Origin of the sequence: Sphingomonas trueperi (assembly GCF_040545965.1) — a bacterium.
Taxonomy (GTDB): Bacteria; Pseudomonadota; Alphaproteobacteria; order Sphingomonadales; family Sphingomonadaceae; genus Sphingomonas; species Sphingomonas trueperi_C.
Genome location: NZ_JBEPMV010000008.1, coordinates 1 through 20397, shown reverse-complemented (window position 1 = coordinate 20397; position 20397 = coordinate 1). Strand labels below are relative to the sequence as shown.

The window sequence follows — 20397 nt, the reverse complement described above, 5'->3', positions numbered from 1 at the left end:
CCAGGGGCTGTTTCATGAAGTGGAGAGCGAGGGGGGAAAGCTTGTCAAGCGGGCGCAAGGTAGAGACACTCTATTCGACCGCTGATTTGGAAGTCAGAGCGATGTGGCTTATAGACCGCGACACCCCAGGACTTGACGGATCCAGGATCCCACTTCCCAACATCGTGCGGGAGGCGTTGGTCCGCTGGTACGTCGGCGACGGCACTCACCACGACGAAATTGCCGGCATCAACCTGGTGCAGCAGGCGCGCATCGGCATGAAATGGATCGCTTGCGATTGCCTAGGCCGCGAGAAGGCGCCTCCGATCCTGACGCCAGCATACCTCTCGGAGGCCGAAACCTATTATCTGCGGCGGCTTACCCAGCGGCCAGAGCATCGCGAGGACTGCCCGTTCTTCCGCGACCAGGCCACGAACCGGGTGACTGAGGTGCGGTCCAGGGCGACCGCGAATGATGCGCCGGCAGGGTTTTTCTCGGTTCTGAAGCCGGCGCCGGAGAACCTGTCGAAGCGCCCCGAGAGCGATGTCACGGACGATCGGACGCGAAATGCATCGACACCGCGCCTCGCGCGGCTGCTCTGGCGGCTGATGGACACGAGCGGCGTGAACGTGATCGCGCCCCTGGCCGCCGGAGAGGAATGGTCAATCCGCGAAAACTTTCAGGCGATCGGGCGGGCGGCAGCCCAGATCGAGATCGCTCCCGGTATAGAGCTCGCCAGGGCATTTTGGACCCACCACCGCCCACTCGAGGCGAAAGCGGTTTACGCCACACTCCGACGCCTCAGCCATGATTGGCCCGCCGAGCATGAACCCCAGGGCTTCGTTCTGCTCTTCTCGAAAGGCCATAAGGCGAACGAAATCTTCCTCACGAACGGGGAGAGCGTCTCAGTCGCCAATCGGGTGCAATCACCGGCAGTTCGGGGCAATCCGGTCACCGGCCCCTTTCTCACCATGATCGTCGTCGGCAAATATCCGGAAGCGCGGGGATACTCGCCACTCCGCGCCTATGCGCAGCCCATCTACAACGGCCGCCTGTTCGTGCCCGTGGATTCTCAGCTCGAGCGCGATGCCTTTCGCGGCCTGCTCGAGGTGCAGCGCCGACTGCACCGGGGAGATATCGATGTGGCGATCAGAAAGCCGATTTTTGACAGCCAGACACCGGCGGGGAATTGCCGACCCGATTTCATCCTCGAAGCCCGATCGAGGCGAACCGGCGAAATCAAGACGCTGGTGATCGAGGTGATGGGCTTCGAAAACGACACGTACAGAGCTTCAAAAGCCGTGACACATCCGAGGATGTCTCACCTCGGTACACTCACCATGCTGTCCGCAAGGGAAATTGAAGCGGGCAAGGGAGCCCACAATATTCTACAGGCATTGAACCTGTAGCGAGGCGTTAGCCTCAGCTCCAAGCCATGGAGGCAGCAAAATAGCCTACTATACCGAGCGTCACCGGCGTCGAGAGCAGGTATAGCTTCTGCCAGCGCCACCATGCCTTCGGCAGAAAGAGGACGGCGCCCCTTACCGTCGCAACGTCAGCCCAGGCACGATCCCTCCAAAGTCCATGGAGCGTCATCGATACTGAGAGAACCATGGCGATCGTGCAGCAGAGGCCAGCGGCGAGATAGATGGCAATCCAGTTGCTGATTTCGAGCGAAGAAAGCTGGGTCACGAAAACCTCGAAACTTGGGCACCTGTGTCGGTTCAACCGGTGCGTCATGGTCACAGTTCCGAAACTATAATCAAGCGGCCTTAGCGCACGGTAAATGCATGAGGCGGAGAGAGGAGAGGGAAGGGGAAGATCGCTTGGGAAAGTGAGGCATCACGGACCTGAGCGGATCCGGCGCAGCCCGCTGCGCCAAACCTCACTTCCGAAAGGCCGCTGCCATGTCCAAAATACTCTTGCTCATCCGGCGACCCGGAAAGCCAGATCATGCGGAGGTTCACCCAGACCGTGAGGCGGCTCGGGCGGCACTTTTCCGCTACGTGCGCGACCATTGGCGCTTCAATGACATGCGGTGCCCCGCAGACCAGGAGACCGCCATCCGGATCTTCTTCACGCGTTCCCCTACGACTTATGTTCTGGTCGGTGTCGAGCAGGGCTCGATCGCGGGCCATGGCCAGATCGGAGAGGCGTGATGACGATCATCGCAAGGCGCCCGAGCCAGGAACTGGTCGATCTCGTAGCAACACTCGATGGGCATTGGGACGGCTACAAAGGCATGTGCCGGTGCCCTGCGCACGAGGACTCCACGCCAAGCCTTTCGATCCGACAGGGCGATCGCGGCATTCTCGTGAACTGCTTCGCCGGATGTGCGAGCGAGGACGTGCTCCGGGAGCTGGCGCGGGTTCGCGTGACCGGAAGGCACCCGATGCCGGAGGATCGCCCAAGCGGAACCGCCAACGTGGCGAAGATCTGGGAGGAGGCAGGACCGGTGCGCGGGACGTTGGCGGAGCGCTACCTACGGCGCCGCGGCCTGCCACCAGACCTGAACGACCTGCGCTTTCATCCGCGTTGCCCGCATCATCCAAAGCCGCACACGGTCTACAAGCCGGCGCTGCTGGTGGCGGCCCGCGAGGGCAACACCCTGGTCGCAGTCCAGCGCATCTTCCTCGATCCGGAAACCGCTTGGTACACCGAGAAGGTCACGCTTGGTCGCCTAGGCGCCGGGGTGTGGCAGGGCGGCGGCTATTCAAGCACCATCGGTCTTGCCGAGGGCATGGAGACGGCTGCCAGCTACTCGGAGCTGAAGGAAGTTCCCTGCTGGGCATCGTTCGGCACGCGCCGGTTCGATCTCTGCCGGATCCCTGAGAGCGTCACCAAGCTGATCCTCGCCGGCGATCCCGATGGCCCTGGTCGCCTCGCGGTCACCAAGGCCATCCAGCGGTACGTGACGGATCAGCGGATCGTCCTTGTCGACTATTCGCCAAGCGGCGCTTCCGATTGGGCTGCGGTGCTCCAGCGACAGAAGAGAGGAGAGGGAGGGGAGGGGTGAGGCTGCGCGTGGGCGCGGCCAAGCCAGGAGATCCCCATGCGCGACCTTATCGACCTTGCGACGCGGCCGCCGGCGGATGCAGCCACGGCGATCGCCGAACTGCTGGCAACCGGCGAGAACATCACGCGAAAGCACCTGAATGCAGCAATGACCGAGGCTCTGGGCGGTACGGATGCCGAAGGGCATTGGTCGCAGCGCGATAGCTTCGAGGCGCTCGAGCGCGCGCTTACCCTCTACCTGCGGGCCAAGCCCTATGGCCTCACCGGCTTCGGCGATGTGGCGCATGCGATTCGGTTGATGGAGCGGCTTCCGACGCAGACCGTGCGCAGCGAGCAGCAGGTGCAATTCCAGCAGTTCTCGACGCCCGCAGACATCGCGGCGATCGCGGTGCTCATGGCGGCGATCGGGCCCGATGACGTCGTGCTCGAGCCGAGCGCCGGCAACGGCCTGTTGATTGCCCAAGCGCCAACGTGCGCCGCGCTGCAGCTGAACGAGATCGATGACGCGCGGCGCGCCGGACTGACGCGAGGCTTCGTGGCCGCGACCATCACGGCCGATGACGGCGCCATGCTGGTGACCAAGCATGCCGCGCTGGCGCGGCCATCTGTGGTGCTGATGAACCCGCCCTTCGCACGCAGCTTGGGCCGCGGGGCCGACGACCTGGCCGCCGCTCGCCACCTGATGGCGGCGCTCCGACGGGTTCGCCCCGGGGGCCGCGTGGTGGCGATTATGCCGGATTGGTTCACGAACAGCGCGCGCATGCGGGACGCCTATGCCAAGGTGCTCGCCGGTTCTTCCGTGCGCACCTCACTTCGGTTCGAGAGCTGCTACCGCAAGCAGGGCACCGACGTCGCGGTGCGGCTCTACGTCATCGACAAGGTGCCGGAGAAGCTGGAAGCGGTGACGATCCAGCGCGGCAGTGTCGCCGAGTTCTTGGACGTCATTGAGGTGCCCGCGCGCGCGGAGCTGAAGGCAGACCGAATGCCGATCGCCGCCGCGCCGGCTCGGCCGTCACTATTCGGGGCGAGCCGGAACGCGAGGCCAGCGGCCGAGCGCAGGATTGAAGCGGCGAAATCGCATGCCGTTCTGCCGGTCACCTATGCGAAGCTGGAGGAGCCGGCACCGCTCGGCGAGCAGGTCGGCATCTACCTGCCGTATCGTCCGAGCCGCATTGTCTTCGACGCTGCCGGCGAACACCCGACGGCACTGGTCGAATCCGTCGCCATGGCCTCGATCGCGATGCCGGTGCCGAACCATGTCCCGCAGCTGCCGGAGCGCATCGTCTCCGAACGTCGACTGTCGGCGTCCCAGCTCGAGACCGTCGTCTATGCAGGGCATGCCTGGGAAAACTACCTCCCCGGCAAATGCCGTCCCGCCAAAGAAGGCGTGACCCTGGTCCTGCACGAGGAAGGCCGCCTCTACCGGATGGGCTTCTTCCTTGGTGACGGCACCGGCGCCGGCAAAGGACGCCAGATCGCTGCCAGCATCCTCGACCAGTGGCTGCGCGGTAAGCGCCGGCACATCTGGGTCTCGAAGAACGAGCCGCTCCTCGAGGACGCGCGGCGGGATTGGTCCGCACTCGGGGGGCTGTCGGGCGACGTGCAGCCCACTTCCAACTGGAAGATCGACGAGAAGATCACGCTGCAGGAAGGCGTGCTCTTCGTCACCTACCCGACGCTGCGCTCAAGCCGCGGCGATGCCGATCGGCTGCAGCAGATCCTGACCTGGGCCGGCGAGGATTTCGACGGCGTGATCGCGTTCGATGAAGCGCACGAGATGGGCGGGGTTGCCGGCGGTGAGGGCGCGCTCGGGCCCAAGGAAGGATCCCAGCAGGGCATATGCGGCGTCCTTCTCCAGAACCACCTGCCCGACGCGCGCGTGCTCTACGCCTCGGCGACGGGTGCCTCGGACATCAACAACCTCGCCTATGCGGTCCGTCTCGGTCTGTGGGGGCCGGAGACGTCCTTCGCCACCCGGGAAGAGTTCATCTCGAACATCCGGCTTGGCGGGATCGCCTCGATGGAGCTGGTCGCGCGCGACCTGAAGGCGCTCGGCGTCTACATTGCCCGCGCGCTCAGCTTCGCCGGCGTCGAATATGAGGTGCTTCGCCACGAACTGACGCCGGACCAGATCGAGATTTACGACACCTATTCCGAGGCCTGGTCGATCATCCATCGGAACATGGAGCGAGCACTCGAGATGACGGCTCTGGTCGACGGCTTCGGAGGCGGGACGCTCAACTCCGGCGCCAAGGCGGCGGCCCGCTCGCGTTTCGAATCCTCCAAGCAGCGGTTCTTCGGGCAGGTGTTACTCAGCATGAAGATGCCCACCGTCATCCCGGAGGTGGAGCGCCACCTGGCCGCAGGGCAGTCGGTCGTGTTCCAGCTGGTGACGACGGCGGAGGCGTTGCTCGATCGCCGGCTTGCCCAGATGAGCCCTGAGGAGCGGGCCGAGATCACCCTGGATCTTTCCCCTACGCAGATCTGTATCGACTATCTGATGCGCGCCTTCCCTACGGCTCAGATGGAAGAAAGCGTTGATGCAAACGGCCATGCCTTCTCACGGCCGATGTATGAAGACGGCAATCCGGTCCACAATCCGGAGGCGATCGCCGCACGCGACAATCTCATCGAGCACATCTGCGCGCTGCCGCCGATCAAGACGGGGCTCGACGCGCTTCTGGACCATTTCGGGCCCGACCGCGTGGCCGAGGTGACGGGCCGAACAAAGCGCCTCATCACCGGCGCCGATGGACGCCAGCTCGTCGAAAGCCGCTCGGCGCGCATGAACCAGGTCGAAGCCGCAACCTTCATGGAGGGCCGCAAGCGGATCCTCCTTTTCTCCGATGCCGGCGGCACGGGGCGGTCCTATCACGCGAGCTTGGACGCCAAGAACCAGCAGCAACGCGTTCACTTTCTGCTCGAGCCGGGTTGGCGCGCCGATCGCGCGATCCAGGGGCTCGGCCGCACCCACCGGACCCATCAGGCGAACACCCCGCTGTTTCGTCCCGTCACCACCGACTGCAAGGGCGAGCTGCGCTTCACCTCGACCATCGCCCGCCGGCTCGACACTCTGGGGGCGCTGACGCGCGGTCAGCGGCAGACTGGCGGACAGAACCTGTTCGATCCCAAGGACAATCTGGAAAGCCAGTACGCCAAGGATGCGCTGCACACCTGGTTCCGCCTGCTTCACTACGGCAAGCTGAAAAGCTTGACCTGCGAAGCCTTTGAGGCTCGCACAGGGCTTTCACTGCGCGATCAGGACGGAGCGCTGAAGGAGGAGCTGCCGCCCATTCAGCGCTGGCTCAACCGACTGCTGGCGCTGCCGATCGGCATGCAGAACAGCATCTTCGAGGAGTTTCTCGCGCTCGTGGAAACCCGCGTCGAGAAGGCTCGCGAAGCCGGCACGCTGGACGTGGGCGTAGAGACGATCATGACCGAAACGGCGCGCGTGATCGATGACACGCTCCTGCGCACCGATCCTCGCACCGGCGCTACATCGCATCTGCTGACGATCGAGATCGCACGGAAGCGCAGCGTACTTTCGCTTAGCCGGGTGCTCGAGCGGGCCGAAGCCTTCAGAGACGCTACCTTCGTCCGCAACGCCCGCTCGGGCATGGTGGCGCTGCGCACGCGCGCGGACTCCTGGATGGGGGACAATGGCGAACCGATCCTGCGGGTCGAGCTCCAGCGCCCGAGCCGGCGGGAGTTCATGCGCGAGGCCGATCTGTTCGAGAGCGCGTGGGAACCCGTGGACCGCGCCACCTTCATCGCTCAATGGCAGGCAGAGGTGGAGGAGGCGGCCGAGAAGCTGGATGTAGAGACCATTCGGCTCGCCACAGGCCTCCTGCTGCCCATCTGGTCTGCGCTTCCACGCGACCACCTCGCCGTCCACCGCGTCGTCGACAAGGCCGGCAACAGCTGGCTCGGCCGCCTCGTGTTCGACCAGCACGTCGTGGACCTCTTCACCAAGCTCGGCATCTCCAAAACCGAAGATATGCCCGCAGGTTCGATCATCGATGCCGCGCTCTCGGGGAGACCGATAGAGATCAAGCAGCCTTTCCCGATGACCATCAGGCGCGCCCGCGTGAACGGGAACGAGCGGATAGAGATCGAAGGCGCACCGGCGGGCCAGCTCCCCTGGTTCAAGTCGCTGGGCTGCTGGACCGAGCTGATCAACTTCAAGACCAGGCTCTTCATCCCGGTGAACGATCAGTCGCGCGAGATATTGAAGGCGATCATGGCGCAATGTTGATCAGGATCGCGGCGCATGCGGGAAGTCATGCTATGCTCGGTTCCTCGACGGGTGAGCTGAGGGGGCCGTGCCTGCATGCACAGAGTGATCCTGGTACTAATTCCAAAACGTAGTTTGCCGCTTTGGCTGCAGCTCCTGGCCGGTGCCGGGTTTGCGATCATCGGCTTCGCTCTCCAGCTGAGCCTCAGCGGAATTCTAAACGGATTTCCCCTCTTGCTGTTCGTGCCGGCGGTTTTTTTATCTGCGGTGGTCCTGGGGAAAACAGGGGGGCTTACCACCACCCTGCTTGGCGCCGGATTGGCCGCGTACTTCATTGTTGAGCCCAAATTTTCCTTTGCCCTTCAGCCGAGTGCGACCCTGGCGATCTCGATCTTCGTGGCCGTGGGTTGCGGTATGTCGATGCTGATCGAGGTGCTTCGGCGAACGATCGACAGATTGAATGAGAGCGAAGCCGCGAAGGCGCTGCTGCTGGAGGAGCTTGCCCACCGGACCAAAAATGACCTGGCGATCATAAGCTCGGCCATCACTCTCCAACGGAATGCGAGCAACGATCCAGCGGTTCGCGATGCGCTGGAATCTGCAAATGCCCGCTTGATGGTTGTGGCCCGAGCGCAAGAACGCCTCAGAATGGCTGAGGGCGGCAGTCGGATCGATCTGAGGGCCTACGTGTCGGACCTGTGTCGAGACCTCGGCGACTTGCTAAGGGACGTGCGACCGATTGCAGTCTGCGTGTCTTCGCCTCGGCTGCTTGCACCAACCCCCGTCGCGGCCAATGTGGGCCTCATCGTCAACGAGCTCGTGACCAACAGCTTGAAGTACGCCTTCCCTGGCGATCGAGGAGGTACAATCGACGTCGCGCTGGTATGCGATAGTCAAGCACTGACCATCGAAGTCCGGGACGATGGCGTCGGATGTGCTGACTTATCGAAGGCTGGGCTGGGATCGAAGCTCGTCCGACTTCTGGCAAAGCAGCTCTCGGGAACGATCGAGCGTGAAGCCGCAGATCCGGGGTACCGCGTGCGGGTCACCCTGAATGCGGAAGGCATCGAGCGGCTACCCTAGGCGGCAGGATCCTGAAAGCAGGCATGAAGCCTCATGTCTTCGACTCAGATGGCTCGGTCGGTCCGCTGCGGAGCAACGCTTGAGCCGCTGACCACTTAGACCACCACGGAGAGGTTTCATCGAAGGCGTCAGGTAGCTCGGAGATGAACAGGAGCAGGTCCCGGAGCAGGTCGGCAATTCGATACAAGTCGGCGACCAGCGACGAATCGGGCATCAGCTTGGCAACGGCGACAATCTCCTCGATGTGGCCTGCGATTTTCGACAGCGTTTCAGTCCTACTGACGGTCACCATTTCACCTCGAGAATGCGCGCTTAGGGAATGCAGCCGACCGCGCGTGAAACGCGTCGATCCTGCGATCCCACCCCCGAGAGGGTCCATGCGCGGGGGCGGGATCGCGATCAGACCAGCTTAGAAGCTGGCCCAATCCTCGCTCTCGAGCGTCACAGCTCGAACCTGAGCAACGCTGCGCGCCTTGGGCTGATAGGATGAGGGAGCCGGTTCCTTATGAACCGGCTGAGGCGCGGCGTGCGATCGCCTCCCGCCGGTATTGAAGCGAAGGGCCTGAGCCTTAAGCGCGGCTACTTCGGAATTGAGGTTGCGAGCTGCAGCGGAGGTCTGCTCGACCATGGCGGCATTCTGCTGCGTCATCTGATCGATGCTGTTCACTGCGGTCGAGACCTGCGTAACCGTAGTGGCCTGTGCCTGATTGTCGGTTGCCATGGTCTCGAGAAGGCCGTGGACCTCGTTCACGTCGCCGACGATCGCTCCCAAGGCCGCATCCACGCGCTTGACCATCTCGGCCGCTGCGGTGACGTCGGCCTGCGTGGCGGTCAGTTGGTCACGAGCGCGGCCAGCCTCTTCTTCGGCGCGCATTGCGAGCGCAGAGACGAGATCGGCCACGACCGCGAAGCCGCGGCCTGCTTCACCGGCACGGCCAGCTTCCACCGCGGCGTTCATCGCCAGAACCCGGGTCTGGAACGCGATCTTATCAAGGCCCTCGATAACCGTGTCGATGCCTTTGGCGCTCTCAGACACTCGCGACATCGCCTGCATCGCTTCATCGGCAACGCTGCGGCCAGAGTCCACGACGCCGATCGCGCCCGTTGCGCGGTCAACGGTCTGCGTTGCTGCCGTTGCGGTGTTCTTGATGCGCTGATTCATCTCCGTAACCGCCGCCGAGGTCTCCTCGAGGCTTGCTGCAGCACCTTCCGTGCGGCGCGCGAGGTCCTCGCTGGCCTGCGCGATTTCCGCCGAACCGGTAGAAATGGTCTCCGCACTCTCCATGACGGAGGCGATGAGGTCGCGCAGCGCTGCGACGGCGGCGTTGAAGTTAGACTTCACGCCCTCGTACTCGGGGGCAAAATGCGCGTCGATCGAGGCGGTCAGATCGCCCTCGGCGAGCTTCTTCAGGCGATCCTCGAGCATGTCGACGACCGTCTTTTGGGCCGCATCGCTCGCCTCCTTGATCTTTTCAGCTTTCGCCTGCTCGACCGCTGCCTGCTTGAACACCAGAACAGACTGAGCCATCGCGCCGACCTCGTCCTTGCGCCCCGTGCCGGGGACGTCGACTGCGTTGTTACCGCGGGCAAGCGCCCGCATCGCATCTTGGAGACGCTCAAGCGGCTTCACGATCTGACTCTTCGAGAGGACTGCGGCGACGCCGATGGTCGCGATGAGCGCAATTAGGGACACCGCCAGAAGTGTCGTGCGACTAGAGACCGAGGTCGCAGTAAGGTCGTCGGACGTCTTGGTAGCTTGTTTGATACGGCCGTCGTTGATGGCCGCAAGCGCCTCGGTCAGTTTCGATGCGGTCTGGTCGGCGCTGACGAGGGCCTGCCGAGCACCCTGGTCATCATTTCGAAGGCCAAAGGCGATCGCGGTTTGAACTTGCTCGTGGAGTGTAGCGGCCAGGTCACGGAGCGGGCTGATCGCAGCGGCCTGTTCCGGCTCTGCTTTGATCACCTCGTCAAAATACTTTGAGACCTTCTCGAAAGAAGCCCTCTCTTGGTCCGCGGCGGCACGGGCTGTGGAGGAAGCACCATCGTACGCCATCACCTTGTAGCCGGCATAGATCATCTCGATCGTGACGCGATTGGCGCGCACGAGCTTCACAGTGTCGGGCATGGTTTCGCCAACGATCTCGCTGTAGCTGTCGTCCGCCTGCTTAATAGCGCTACCGCCGTACCAGGCTACGCCCAAGGTAACGAGACCGAGTGCCGCAAGCAGAAGGATGATCTTCAGCTGGATCTTCAAATTGGCGAATATAGTCATGTTGCGTCCTCTCCACGCCAGCTCGGCCAACGTACTGGTGCGAAATTAATCCTGAGATCATTGTAGATTGGTGAAGGCCAACGTGGCCGAGTAGTTCTACCTAGACCGGCTATGATCTTCATTGAGCGTCTCGAGGATCTGCGGCTCAAGAGAGGAGGGAGGAAGGGAGGGGTGTCCGGAAAAAGCCGGACATCCAGAAGGAGATCCGACCATGACGAAGCCCGCAATCCAGTCCGTGAAGCTGGCGAAGCTGCAGCTGTCCGCGATAAACGTCCGCACCCCCAGGAACGACCTGATCGAGCAGCTGGCGGCCGACGTGGACGCACGCGGCATCATCCAGAACCTGATCGTGGCGCCGCTGAAGAAGCCCCGCGGCAGCTTTGCGGTGATCGCGGGAAGCCGGCGCTACCGCGCGCTGATGCTCCTCTCGGAGCGCGGCCAAATCGATGCAGCGCAGTATGACGTGCCGGTGATGGTCATCGAGGCCGATGACGCGGCGCTCTCGGAAACCTCGCTCGCCGAGAACTTCCACCACCTGGCAATGTCGCCGGCGGACGAATGCCGCGCCTTCCAGCACTTCATCGGCGAGAACGGCAACCTCGATGCGGTCGCTAAGCGGTTCGGCGTGACCCGCAAGTTTGTGGAAGGCCGCCTGCGCCTCGCAGATCTGGCCGAACCCATCTTCAACGCGCTCGCTGAAGGTAAGATTACGCTCGACATGGCGAAGGCCTATGCGACCACCCCCAGCCACGATCGCCAGCTGACGGTCTGGAACAGCTACAAGAACTACAACTACAACTCGGACGCGATCCGCCGCGTCATCCTGAACGAAACGATGAAGTCGACCGAGCCGATGGCGATCCTCGTCGGCGCCGACCGCTATGTCGCCGCCGGCGGCGTGATCGAGAGCGATCTCTTCAGCGACAACGGCGATAGCTGGGTCAACCGCGAGATCGCCGAGGGGATCGCCGCCAAGATCATGGAAGAAGAAGCGGCTCGCCTCGGCGCAGAGCTGGGCCTGGGTTGGGTGCGGCCGATTGCATCGAGCAGCACCTGGGAGGTCGCGCGGGAGCTGCACCGCGTGACCTTGCCGAGCGAGCCGATGACTGAGGCGCAGCGCGCCCGTATCGACGAGATCGATGCGCGTCTCGAGGCGATCGAGACCGAGATGGAGGACGAGGAGCTCAGCGAGGAGGCATTCAGCGTCCTCGAGACCGAGGCCGAAGCGCTCCAGGAGGAGCGGAACGACCTTCACAATCTGCCGAAGATCCTGCCCGACGAGCTGAAGCCGCGTGTCGGACGCATCCTTTCGCTGAAACAAACCGGCGAGATGCTGCTCGAGGCCGAATATTACAGCGAGACGCCGCTGCGGGTGACGCCGATCGTGGAAGCGCCGGAGCGCGGCCAGGGCGATGATGGTGAAGGCGTCGATGACGGTGGCTCCAGCGAGGCCGAAGACCGCGATGAGGGCGAAGGCCGGATCACCGGTTGGCAGATCGAAGAAGGCCAGAGCGGGCGCACCGGAAGCGGCGGTCCGACGGCGCCGGTGAAGCCAATCGCAGCGGCGCCCGACGGCAAGGCGCTGAGCCAGGTGCTCTTCGACCAGCTGGCAGTGCAGCGGCGCGATGTTCTGGGCGCTGCGCTTCTCGGCAATCCGGCGCTCGCGCTCGACTTCATGCTTTTCGCCATGGTCGACGAACGCGGCTCCTACAGCATGGGTCAGAGTGGCACCACCATCAAGGCGAGCCGCCCCGATGATCCAGTGCGGGGCGATGCCGTGCCGCCGTCCAAGGCGCGCGCCTATATCGACGAGTTCGCCGAGGCCATGGAAGACGGGTGGCGCGACGGCGAGACGAAGGTCGATCGGTTCGAGGCCTTCCGGCTGCTCAGTGACGAGGCCAAGGCGCAGTGGATGGCTTGGGTGGTCGCAACCTCGCTGACCGCGAAGGACTGCTACGGTCTGGCGGACTCCAATCCGCTGCAGAACCGGCTTGCGACCATCCTCGAAGTCGATGTCGCCTCCTGGTGGCGGCCGACGTCGCTCAACTACTTCGATCGCATCTCTAAGGGCGCCATCCTGTCGCTCCTTGATGAGGTCGGGGGGCCTGCGCTCTCGGGTCGCCACGCGACGCAGAAGAAGTCGGAAATATCCGAATCCTGCCAGAAGCTGTTCGCCGGCGAAGCGATCATCGAGGCCGAGGTTCGCGAGGTGGTCACGCGCTGGGTGCCGGAGGCGATGCGGTTCACTGAGGCCGCACCGTCGACGCCCAGCGAGACCGATGACGACGACGATCTCAGCCTGACGGACGAGAGCGGCGCGGGCGAGGACGAGCTGAGCATCGACGATGAGGAACAGCTCAGCCTCGGGGACGACGACGATCTGGAGCTGGGCGAGAACGAGGACGACCCCGAAGAAGACGGCGTGGGTCTGCCGATCGGCGACGAGGACGATCTGACCAGCGACCGCGAGGCCGAGGACGACTTCGGGGTGAACGACAGCCTCCACGCGATCGCGGCCGAATAGCTTCCAGCCTCCTTCTGGAACCCCTGGCACCGCCGGCGGCAACCCCGTCGGCGGTGCTCTTTTTGGAGGACACCGACCATGAACAGCATCGCCGAAGAGGTGACGAAGCTTCTGCTGCAGAAGCTCGAGCAAGGGATTGTCCCCTGGAAGCGGCCTTGGTCGCTCACCGGCGAAGGCGGGCGCCCGCTGCGGCATGAGGGCACGGCGTACACCGGCATCAACTGCCCATGGCTTTGGAGCATTGCCGATAGCCGCGGCTACAAGAGCCGCTATTGGATGACGAAGCGTCAGGCCGAGGAGCTGGGCGGCCGCGTCCGCAAGGGCGCCGAGGCAACGATATCGATCTACGCATCGAGCTTCCGCAAGCAGGGCAAGTCACTGCTGACGGGCGAGACCACCGCGCAGCTGATCCGCTTCCTGCGCAGCTACCTCGTCTACAACGCGGATGAAATCGACGGCTTGCCGGCTTGGCACTACCCGAGGCCCGTGGCGCCGACACCGACGCTGCTGTCGCTACGTCAGGAGGCGATCGACGCCTTCTTCGAGCAGATCCCCTCTGTGGTCCGTTATGGCGGCAGCCAGGCATATTTCTCACCGCTCAGCGATCACATCCAGATGCCGCGGCTCGCTCATTTCACCTCGGTCGACCTGTTCGCGTCGACCCTTGCGCACGAACATGTTCACTGGACAGGGGCGCGAAGTCGGCTCGATCGCACCTTCGGCAAACGGTTCGGCGACAAGGCATATGCTTTCGAGGAGCTGGTTGCCTGCCTTGGGCAATCCTTTATCTGTGCCGAACTCGGGCTGCCGACCGAGCTTCACGACAACCATGCGAGCTATCTCGGCTCCTGGATCCGTGTCTTGAAGGACGACAAGGCCGCGGTCTTCCTCGCCTCCACCAAGGCTGAGCAGGCGGTCAGATACCTACAAGCATTCGCCTCGGTGACGCCCGTTGCCAAGGCCGCCTGACGGAGGAGCATTCCATGGGTTGGCTGGAAATGAGCCGCACGTCGATGGGGGGGCACGACACGCCCAAGGCCTATCTGGACGCGCAATTCACCTACGAGAGGGCTGTCGACGGCGGCACCCGCGGTCACAAGGTGCTTGCCTCTTCCTGCGTGAACAACAGGGTGTGGTACGGCGCCGTGCAACAGGTGGAAAATGGCGTCGCCGACGAGGTCTTTGCGGTCGTTTGCCTGGTCAAATGGAACCCGCGCTCCAGGAGCGGATATCATTTCGCGTACAAGGACATGGACGAGTCCATGGGTCCGCATGAGGCGGAATGCCCCGAGCGGATCCTCGACCTTCTCACCGAGACGGACCGGCCACACGCCCTCGATTGGCGGGCGCGGTGCCGTGCCGCGATCGCGAGCCGGCGCCGCGATGCGCCCGATGGCGCCCTGGTGCGGTTCGAGAACCCGCTCACCTGCAGTGACGGCCAGGAGGCCACTGACTTCCGCGTGCGAAAAAACGGCACCAAGCTGCGCTTCTTCCGCGCAGACGGTGCCGGTCCCTATCGGGTGCGCAACTTCTACAAGCTTAGCTGGTCGATCGTGCCCGAGACGAAGGTGCACCGCACCGTCTTCGCGCGCGCCGGCGATCCGAAAAAGGAGATGCTGAAATGCGCCTGATCGCGACTCTACTCCTGTTCGGAACAAGCAGCTGCGGCGTTCTTCCCAACGCGAGCGCAGGGCAGCGGGACCACGACGGCTTCGAGGCGCAGGCGCGCGCGATCGACGGCGACACGATCGCGGTCGACTTTCGCCTGTTCGGCGCCGATGCCGTCGAGCGGAAAGCGCTTTGCGCGAAGGGGCCTTCCTGTTGGCCGTGCGGCAAGGCCGCGCAGGACTTTGCCTCCAAGCTCATGAAGCGTGAGCCGGTGTCGATCCGGCTGACGGGCCAGCAGAGCTATGGGCGGCCAATTGCGGTGGTCGACGTAGGCGGCCAGGATTTGGGGGAGACGATGATCGCCGCCGGCTACGCGGTGCCGACGCCCAACTTCCTCAAGACCGATCCGATGCGAGCACGTCGCTATGAGGCAGCCTTCGCCCAGGCCGAGGCCAAGCACCTAGGCGTCCACGGCGGCGAGTTCATCGAGCCAAGCCGGTGGCGCAAGGGGGCGCGCCTTTCGTGCGAGCGCCGCGGACGTTTCGGGGGAGATGAACGCTAGGCGGCTCGCTCGTGGTCCTTCTGGATCTCGGCCGCGCCGGCGTTCTGCAAAAGCAGCTCGCGAAGCGCGGTCACGAAATGTCGCGCCTCGGCGCTGGTGAGAGAATAGAACCGCTTCTGGCCGCTTCGCCGCGTCGAGACGATTCCTTCGCCTCTCAGGATCGCGAGCTGCTGTGAGACTGCAGTGGTGCTGGAACCGACAGCCTCGGCGAGGTCGCTCACCGACCTCTCACCGTCGAGAAGCTCCCAGATCAGCATGCTTCTGGTCCGCCCAGCGAGAACCTTGAGGAACGCTGATGCGCGCGAAGTGAAGTCGGACAGATCCTCTCTCATGCAACGACGACTATGGAGCCCGTAAAGCCCATGCAAGGCTCTGCATCTTCCAGATTATCGCAGGTTAGCAACTATCTCGCTCCGCGATGACCGGGAGCGCCCAAGGCGATCAGGAGAGGAGGGGGGAGAGAGGAAGGGAGCGTGCTTTCGCGCTCAGCTTCCCGGAGACCGTCCATGACCTTTGATGTCGCTTTCCGTCACCAGCAGGCCCTCGATCCCAGCGCACTGACCACAATCAGCAGCACGCTTCATGCGATCAGCATGGCCATGGAAGACTGTCGCAACGCTGGCGTGAGCGCCGAGGAAGATCCTGCGGTCATCCTGCTCGCTCGGCACTTCTCGGCGGTCTGCGATCAGCGTCCCGCTGCGAACGAGCTGCAGGGCCGCTGCATGCGGGCGATCAAGGATCTGCGCGGTGCGCCCGTCCTGCTAACGCTCGCGCACCGCGGCGTGTACCATGAGGCGGCCGCGAAGAACGCGTTCCACTCAGAAGGTCAAAAGGCGATGCGCGCGCTGGCCAAGGCCCTGCAGCTGGACAGCAGCGAATATGAAGTGCGCTCCTGCCGTGGTGGACCTGCTGTCTCTGGTGAGATCATCCTGCACACCGACAAATGCTACGTGCAGCTCAGCCTCGGTCTCTGTGGTCTCGATAACGAAGTGCTCTATCGGACCTGCCGCGGCCGTCAGGACTATACCGGCGGCCGCAACCATTTCGCCGGGGTTCGCGACCTGGTGGACCCGGACCGTTTCGCAAGGCGAATCGTCCACGAGCTGCAGCTTGGGTACGCCCTGCCCGATCAGGCGGAGACGCTGTTCGGCTAAGCTGCGATCGGAGCGCTTAATCCGCGTCTCCGGTCTGTTCCTCGATCAATTGCGTCAGCTGCGCAGCTCGGTACGGTTTGGGGAGAAAGACGCTGTGGTCGGGGAGGTCCTCAGGGCCGAGCCATTGCTTCCCGGATGTGACGATCACCTTCACCTGGGGACAGGTCTCCGTGACGATCCTTGCCAGCTCGAGACCATCGATCGGTCCAGGCATGTTGATGTCTGTGAAAACGACGGCAATCTGATGCTGCTTTAAAAGTTCGAGAGCGACAGATGCGTCGGGCGCTTCGAGTACGCGAAATCCGCTCTCTTCAAGCATATCGGCGGCGATCATCCTGACGAAGCTCTCGTCTTCGACAACGAGGACCGTGGAATCGTCGGCTTTATTCATAAATGCCTCCAACCAAACAACTGAACGGCGCCGGTCCTGTTCCTCATGAATAGGAATTTGCTCGGATTATATTTTCACGAGGCGTTCACGGATACGGAAAGGGAAGGGTGAACCATGGCCTTGTTCGATGCTCGCTTAACTGACCTACACCCGAGATTGTGGGCGCCGTACTCGATCGTCGCATATCCCTACGGCTTCCACGCGTGGCCCGAAGAGTGGGCCGATCCAGCCTGGGAGCCCCACGCGCGGGTGATGACGGACGCCGGCTCGAGCTCACAGAAGCTCGGTGAGTGCAGCACGCTCGATGACGCCCTCGCGGCGTGCTGGGAGCATCTCGTAAGCCTTGGCCAGGCCTAGCCATTCAACAGATGGGATCAGGTCGATGGAACAGTTCGATCCTACCTCTGCATCAGCTTGGACCGCGCGCGGCCGCAGCGCTGGTGACGCCGAAGCCTTGGCTTCGATCTGGCGCGACTACCCGGATTTGCCACCGACGGCGCCGAGCGAAGAGCGCTTGATGCGCTGCCGCGCCCGCATTGCAGCGATGCGGCCAATGCATGAGGCAGCCCAGGCAGAGCAGGAACGCGCGCGCCGCGCGCGAAACTTCGCGTTCGTCGAGGGGAAAGCTGCAGACGGCACGATCGACGATCGTGATCTCGCAATCCTGCGCGCCCGCGACGCGCACGGTTTCGATTGGAATGAGGCAGTCCGATACGCCGAGGGATGGTATGCCGCACGCGCGGGATGGTCGTACCGCGAGCGCATGCCCCATCTCCGCGAGGAGCCCACCGAGCGAGCCGCATACGACGTCGGCTTTCGAGACGGGGGTGGCGACCGCACCGACCTCTTCGACGCGGCGCGCCGCGCTTTCATTGCTGCCGCACCGTCCAATATCGTGGACAGCAAGGCGCCTGCAACGAGACCAGGGCGCTTGCCGAGCACCTGGCCGAAGCCCAGCGACGCGCCCAGGCCAGTGCGGTGGTCACGGCGCTTGGCTATCCTTGCGCCTGAGGATCTGATCGCCCGCGAGCAGGGAGGCTCCGGGTTGGGCATCGACGTCCTGGAGCACGAAGATCAGGGCCTGACCGTGATCGTCTTTCGACAAGGACAATGGGAAACACCCTCCGGGGTGCAACTCGCTGCTGAAGATCTGCACGCGCTGCTCCGAGCTAAGGAACTGGAGGACATCCTCACTACGATACAGGGCGACGAGCTTGAACGCCTCGATGCGGCCACGATGCTCCTCCCGATCGTCGGAACATGCGAGCGAGCGCAGAACTCCTTGCTTCAGCGACGAGCGCATGTGCGCACCTGGCTCTCTCGGGGGCTATCTGACGGGCAGAACGCCGGCGCGGGCCACATCCGATGGAGCAAGGCAGCGAAAGGCCTGAGGGCATCGCTCGGCGAGTTCACGGCTGTCTATCAAGGCAGCACGGGGCGGCGATCGCACACGATAGCGGTGCTGCTCGATGACGGCTCCACCGCCGGCGGGTTCGTGGACGCGGTTGGAAACCCGATTAACCCGTTCGTTCGGTTTTCAAACAGAGCGCATGTCAGGCGCGAAATGGAAAAGGCGCTAAGGGCGTTCGGCGGTGCAACCCAATTGAGCGTCGACCCGATGCGACCTGCCGTTGCTACACCTCTCAGGGCAGGTAGCCTGACAGGCACCGGCGAGAAGAGGGGGAAGAAGATGGGCAGGCATGTTGCCGTGCAAGCGGGAGCCTCCCCATGATCTCAAACCGTCGCCCCACCGTGCTGGCCTATGGCGTTGGCGTGGACAGCACCGCAATGCTGGTCGAGCTCGTCTCGCGCGGCGAGAAGCCCGACTTGGTGCTGACCGCCGACACGCGCGTAGAGAAGCCGCTGACCTACGCCTATCTCGACATGATCAGGCCCTGGATGGCCGCCCATGGCATCCACTTCGAGCTGGTCACCTATCAGACCAAGCGGTTCAAGCATTGGCCACCCTATCAAGGCCTGGCTGAAATGGCGCTGACGAACGGTACGCTGCCGAGCAAGAGCCTCGGAGGCTCCAGCTGCAGCTTGAAGTACAAGAAGGCGCCACAGGACACCTATCTGCGCACATGGCAGCCGGCGATCGACGCGTGGGCGAGGGGCGAGAAGGTCGTGCGCCTGATCGGCCTCGATGCCGGGAAGCAAGACAGTCGCCGCTACGCACACGCGGCGACGATCGAGGATCCGCTGTACGAGTACCAGTATCCGCTCCGCGAATGGGGCTGGGACCGGGAGCGCTGTATCAAGCGCATCCGCGAGGCAGGCTTGCCCGTCCCGCCAAAGTCGTCCTGCTTTTTCTGCATCGGCATGACCCCGGAGGAGGTGCGCGAGCTGCCACGCTGGTGCCTGCGGACGATCGTCCTGGTGGAAGCACGCGCCGCCCCGCGTCTCCATACGGCAGAAGGGCTCTGGCGCCGCGGCACCAAGATGCGTCCCGGGTCGATGACGGCCTTCATCCGGCATGAGCTGCTGCTGCCGGAGGCTGAGATCGATGCCATCGTCCGAGATGCTCCGACCGAGCTGGTCAAGTTCCAGGACGGTGCTGCGCGACTTCCACTCGAGCAGCGGCCCACCCTCACCGATTGGCTCTCCCGCTTCAATGCCGGCGCGAGGCGCGCCGCATGAAACTGCCAGCTCTCTTCCTCAATCTCTCAACCTGCAGGTGTTTCAATGAGCCGCTATAAGCTGACTGCGCGGGAGGACCGCACCGACATCGATCACGCAGTGGTCGGTTGGGATCGGCCCCTTGAAACCTTTTTCGCTCAGGTCTTCACCAAGGCTTCGCCCGAGGAAGACGCAATCGTGTGGGTCGGGACCGACTATCGGGAGATCCGTAGCGCTGAGGCAGCGATCGCGGCTGTCGAGCAATATGCCGTCGTCCCGGAGGAGATCCGCTCAAGGTTGATGAGCGACTTCGCCGACAAACCCGCACGTCACCCCGATGCCCGCCTCACGCATATCAGGGTTCGCGTGCAAAAGAGCGAAGATGTTGATCCAGATTTAGTGGGCCGGGAGGGTAATCTTGTCCGTGAGCACCTGAGTGGCTACATCGTAAAACTGGATCCTAGCAGCACCGAGACAGCATCACGTAGCGAGTACTTCGCTGCGAGGTCCTTGGTCCGACTCCGCTGAAGGCATGTAGATTAGCAGGCAGACCCTCACGTGGCCCCCCGCGTGAGCAGCGGTCGCCTGCTAAAGGACCCCGCTCCGCCAACCCCCCTTTCGGTGGAGCGGGGTCCGCCTTCGAGCCGGTGCGATGAGAGAGGAGGGGGAGGTGGAGATCGGATCTTGGTGATCCGGGAGAACTCCGATGCCTCACATCATCGATATCGGCGGTACGCCGGCAAACGAGAACTGCGCCCAGCTGGGGCAGACCGATGACTTCGAGCGGCTCAACCGCCTCGAGGTCGCCGCTTACAAGGCGGCACTGATCGGGCGCTATGGCCCGCCTCCAGCGGGTTGTGAGCTAGAGCAATTTCACATTGACCGTTGATATCCAGCGGCCTGGAAGAAGTTGGCACATTGGCAGGGCGGGAAGCGATCAAGCAGTTCGCCGATGC

18 protein-coding genes are annotated in these 20397 nt (G+C 63.5%); 13 read left to right on the top strand and 5 right to left on the bottom strand.

Features of this window, described 5'->3' with window-relative positions; genetic code table 11:
- Positions 1–101: 101 nt before the first annotated feature.
- Positions 102–1388, top strand: coding sequence for a hypothetical protein (locus tag ABIC35_RS19220; RefSeq protein ID WP_121079964.1), 1287 nt, complete (start codon positions 102–104; stop codon positions 1386–1388).
- Between the two features lie 13 nt (positions 1389–1401).
- Here ABIC35_RS19220 and ABIC35_RS19215 read toward each other — a convergent pair whose 3' ends face one another.
- Entirely contained in the window at positions 1402–1671 is a 270-nt protein-coding gene (locus ABIC35_RS19215; RefSeq protein WP_121079966.1) for a hypothetical protein, read from the bottom strand.
- 466 nt (positions 1672–2137) lie between these two features.
- Here ABIC35_RS19215 and ABIC35_RS19210 point away from each other — a divergent pair, with 466 nt between their 5' ends.
- From ABIC35_RS19210 to ABIC35_RS19200, 3 genes are all read left to right on the top strand, one after another.
- Positions 2138–2995, top strand: coding sequence for a DUF7146 domain-containing protein (locus ABIC35_RS19210; RefSeq protein WP_121079867.1), 858 nt, complete (start codon positions 2138–2140; stop codon positions 2993–2995).
- Positions 2996–3031: 36 nt separating this feature from the next.
- On the top strand, positions 3032–7249 hold the full coding sequence (locus ABIC35_RS19205; RefSeq protein ID WP_121079869.1) for a strawberry notch-like NTP hydrolase domain-containing protein: 4218 nt from the start codon (positions 3032–3034) through the stop codon (positions 7247–7249).
- Positions 7250–7324: 75 nt separating this feature from the next.
- Entirely contained in the window at positions 7325–8311 is a 987-nt protein-coding gene (locus ABIC35_RS19200) for a sensor histidine kinase (protein ID WP_121079871.1), read from the top strand.
- A gap of 31 nt (positions 8312–8342) precedes the next feature.
- Here ABIC35_RS19200 and ABIC35_RS19195 read toward each other — a convergent pair whose 3' ends face one another.
- The gene (locus ABIC35_RS19195) at positions 8343–8603 is read right to left on the bottom strand and encodes a hypothetical protein (protein ID WP_121079873.1); all 261 of its coding nucleotides are present in this window, start codon (positions 8601–8603) and stop codon (positions 8343–8345) included.
- A 117-nt stretch (positions 8604–8720) separates the two neighbouring features.
- Positions 8721–10583 carry a methyl-accepting chemotaxis protein gene (locus ABIC35_RS19190; RefSeq protein ID WP_121079875.1) on the bottom strand — a complete coding sequence of 621 codons (1863 nt, stop codon included), beginning with the start codon at positions 10581–10583 and terminating at the stop codon, positions 8721–8723.
- Between the two features lie 211 nt (positions 10584–10794).
- On the opposite strand from ABIC35_RS19190, the gene ABIC35_RS19185 reads away from it, so the two are divergent.
- The 4 genes from ABIC35_RS19185 (at position 10795) to ABIC35_RS19170 (ending at position 15277) form a co-directional block, all read left to right on the top strand.
- The gene (locus ABIC35_RS19185; protein ID WP_121079877.1) at positions 10795–13107 is read left to right on the top strand and encodes a ParB/RepB/Spo0J family partition protein; all 2313 of its coding nucleotides are present in this window, start codon (positions 10795–10797) and stop codon (positions 13105–13107) included.
- 78 nt (positions 13108–13185) lie between these two features.
- Complete coding sequence (locus ABIC35_RS19180; protein ID WP_121079878.1) at positions 13186–14076, top strand: ArdC family protein; 891 nt, start codon at positions 13186–13188, stop codon at positions 14074–14076.
- 14 nt (positions 14077–14090) lie between these two features.
- Positions 14091–14738 (top strand): DUF6927 domain-containing protein, encoded by a 648-nt coding sequence (locus ABIC35_RS19175; protein ID WP_121079880.1) that lies wholly within the window; start codon positions 14091–14093, stop codon positions 14736–14738.
- Positions 14729–15277: a thermonuclease family protein gene (locus tag ABIC35_RS19170; protein WP_121079882.1), complete on the top strand. Its 549-nt coding sequence runs from the start codon at positions 14729–14731 to the stop codon at positions 15275–15277. Before ABIC35_RS19175 ends, ABIC35_RS19170 begins: the two co-directional genes overlap by 10 nt.
- Here ABIC35_RS19170 and ABIC35_RS19165 read toward each other — a convergent pair.
- Positions 15274–15609, bottom strand: coding sequence for an ArsR/SmtB family transcription factor (locus tag ABIC35_RS19165; RefSeq protein WP_121079884.1), 336 nt, complete (start codon positions 15607–15609; stop codon positions 15274–15276). The genes ABIC35_RS19170 and ABIC35_RS19165 overlap by 4 nt on opposite strands.
- A gap of 174 nt (positions 15610–15783) precedes the next feature.
- Here ABIC35_RS19165 and ABIC35_RS19160 point away from each other — a divergent pair, with 174 nt between their 5' ends.
- Positions 15784–16431, top strand: coding sequence for a hypothetical protein (locus ABIC35_RS19160; RefSeq protein WP_121079886.1), 648 nt, complete (start codon positions 15784–15786; stop codon positions 16429–16431).
- Positions 16432–16447: 16 nt separating this feature from the next.
- Here the strand turns inward: ABIC35_RS19160 and ABIC35_RS19155 are convergent, their stop codons facing one another.
- A complete protein-coding gene (locus ABIC35_RS19155; RefSeq protein WP_121079888.1) occupies positions 16448–16822 on the bottom strand; it encodes a response regulator in 375 nt (124 codons plus the stop codon).
- 382 nt (positions 16823–17204) lie between these two features.
- Between ABIC35_RS19155 and ABIC35_RS19150 the strand changes: the two genes are divergently transcribed.
- The 4 genes from ABIC35_RS19150 to ABIC35_RS19135 all read left to right on the top strand — a co-directional run bounded on the left by ABIC35_RS19150 (position 17205) and on the right by ABIC35_RS19135 (position 20330).
- Positions 17205–18554: a hypothetical protein gene (locus tag ABIC35_RS19150; RefSeq protein WP_147425986.1), complete on the top strand. Its 1350-nt coding sequence runs from the start codon at positions 17205–17207 to the stop codon at positions 18552–18554.
- The gene (locus ABIC35_RS19145) at positions 18551–19462 is read left to right on the top strand and encodes a hypothetical protein (RefSeq protein WP_121079896.1); all 912 of its coding nucleotides are present in this window, start codon (positions 18551–18553) and stop codon (positions 19460–19462) included. Before ABIC35_RS19150 ends, ABIC35_RS19145 begins: the two co-directional genes overlap by 4 nt.
- A gap of 45 nt (positions 19463–19507) precedes the next feature.
- A complete protein-coding gene (locus ABIC35_RS19140; RefSeq protein ID WP_121079898.1) occupies positions 19508–19969 on the top strand; it encodes a hypothetical protein in 462 nt (153 codons plus the stop codon).
- Positions 19970–20147: 178 nt separating this feature from the next.
- Positions 20148–20330 (top strand): hypothetical protein, encoded by a 183-nt coding sequence (locus tag ABIC35_RS19135; RefSeq protein ID WP_121079900.1) that lies wholly within the window; start codon positions 20148–20150, stop codon positions 20328–20330.
- Positions 20331–20397 lie beyond the last annotated feature (67 nt).

Bases quoted from the DNA above. Each gene is read 5' to 3' on its own strand.
- ABIC35_RS19220 (WP_121079964.1), top strand. From the start codon at position 102: ATGTGGCTTATAGACCGCGACACCCCAGGACTTGACGGATCCAGGATC.
- ABIC35_RS19210 (WP_121079867.1), top strand. From the start codon at position 2,138: ATGACGATCATCGCAAGGCGCCCGAGCCAGGAACTGGTCGATCTCGTA.
- ABIC35_RS19205 (WP_121079869.1), top strand. From the start codon at position 3,032: ATGCGCGACCTTATCGACCTTGCGACGCGGCCGCCGGCGGATGCAGCC.
- ABIC35_RS19200 (WP_121079871.1), top strand. From the start codon at position 7,325: ATGCACAGAGTGATCCTGGTACTAATTCCAAAACGTAGTTTGCCGCTT.
- ABIC35_RS19195 (WP_121079873.1), bottom strand. From the start codon at position 8,603: ATGGTGACCGTCAGTAGGACTGAAACGCTGTCGAAAATCGCAGGCCAC.
- ABIC35_RS19190 (WP_121079875.1), bottom strand. From the start codon at position 10,583: ATGACTATATTCGCCAATTTGAAGATCCAGCTGAAGATCATCCTTCTG.
- ABIC35_RS19185 (WP_121079877.1), top strand. From the start codon at position 10,795: ATGACGAAGCCCGCAATCCAGTCCGTGAAGCTGGCGAAGCTGCAGCTG.
- ABIC35_RS19180 (WP_121079878.1), top strand. From the start codon at position 13,186: ATGAACAGCATCGCCGAAGAGGTGACGAAGCTTCTGCTGCAGAAGCTC.
- ABIC35_RS19175 (WP_121079880.1), top strand. From the start codon at position 14,091: ATGGGTTGGCTGGAAATGAGCCGCACGTCGATGGGGGGGCACGACACG.
- ABIC35_RS19170 (WP_121079882.1), top strand. From the start codon at position 14,729: ATGCGCCTGATCGCGACTCTACTCCTGTTCGGAACAAGCAGCTGCGGC.
- ABIC35_RS19165 (WP_121079884.1), bottom strand. From the start codon at position 15,609: ATGAGAGAGGATCTGTCCGACTTCACTTCGCGCGCATCAGCGTTCCTC.
- ABIC35_RS19160 (WP_121079886.1), top strand. From the start codon at position 15,784: ATGACCTTTGATGTCGCTTTCCGTCACCAGCAGGCCCTCGATCCCAGC.
- ABIC35_RS19155 (WP_121079888.1), bottom strand. From the start codon at position 16,822: ATGAATAAAGCCGACGATTCCACGGTCCTCGTTGTCGAAGACGAGAGC.
- ABIC35_RS19150 (WP_147425986.1), top strand. From the start codon at position 17,205: ATGGAACAGTTCGATCCTACCTCTGCATCAGCTTGGACCGCGCGCGGC.
- ABIC35_RS19145 (WP_121079896.1), top strand. From the start codon at position 18,551: ATGATCTCAAACCGTCGCCCCACCGTGCTGGCCTATGGCGTTGGCGTG.
- ABIC35_RS19140 (WP_121079898.1), top strand. From the start codon at position 19,508: ATGAGCCGCTATAAGCTGACTGCGCGGGAGGACCGCACCGACATCGAT.
- ABIC35_RS19135 (WP_121079900.1), top strand. From the start codon at position 20,148: ATGCCTCACATCATCGATATCGGCGGTACGCCGGCAAACGAGAACTGC.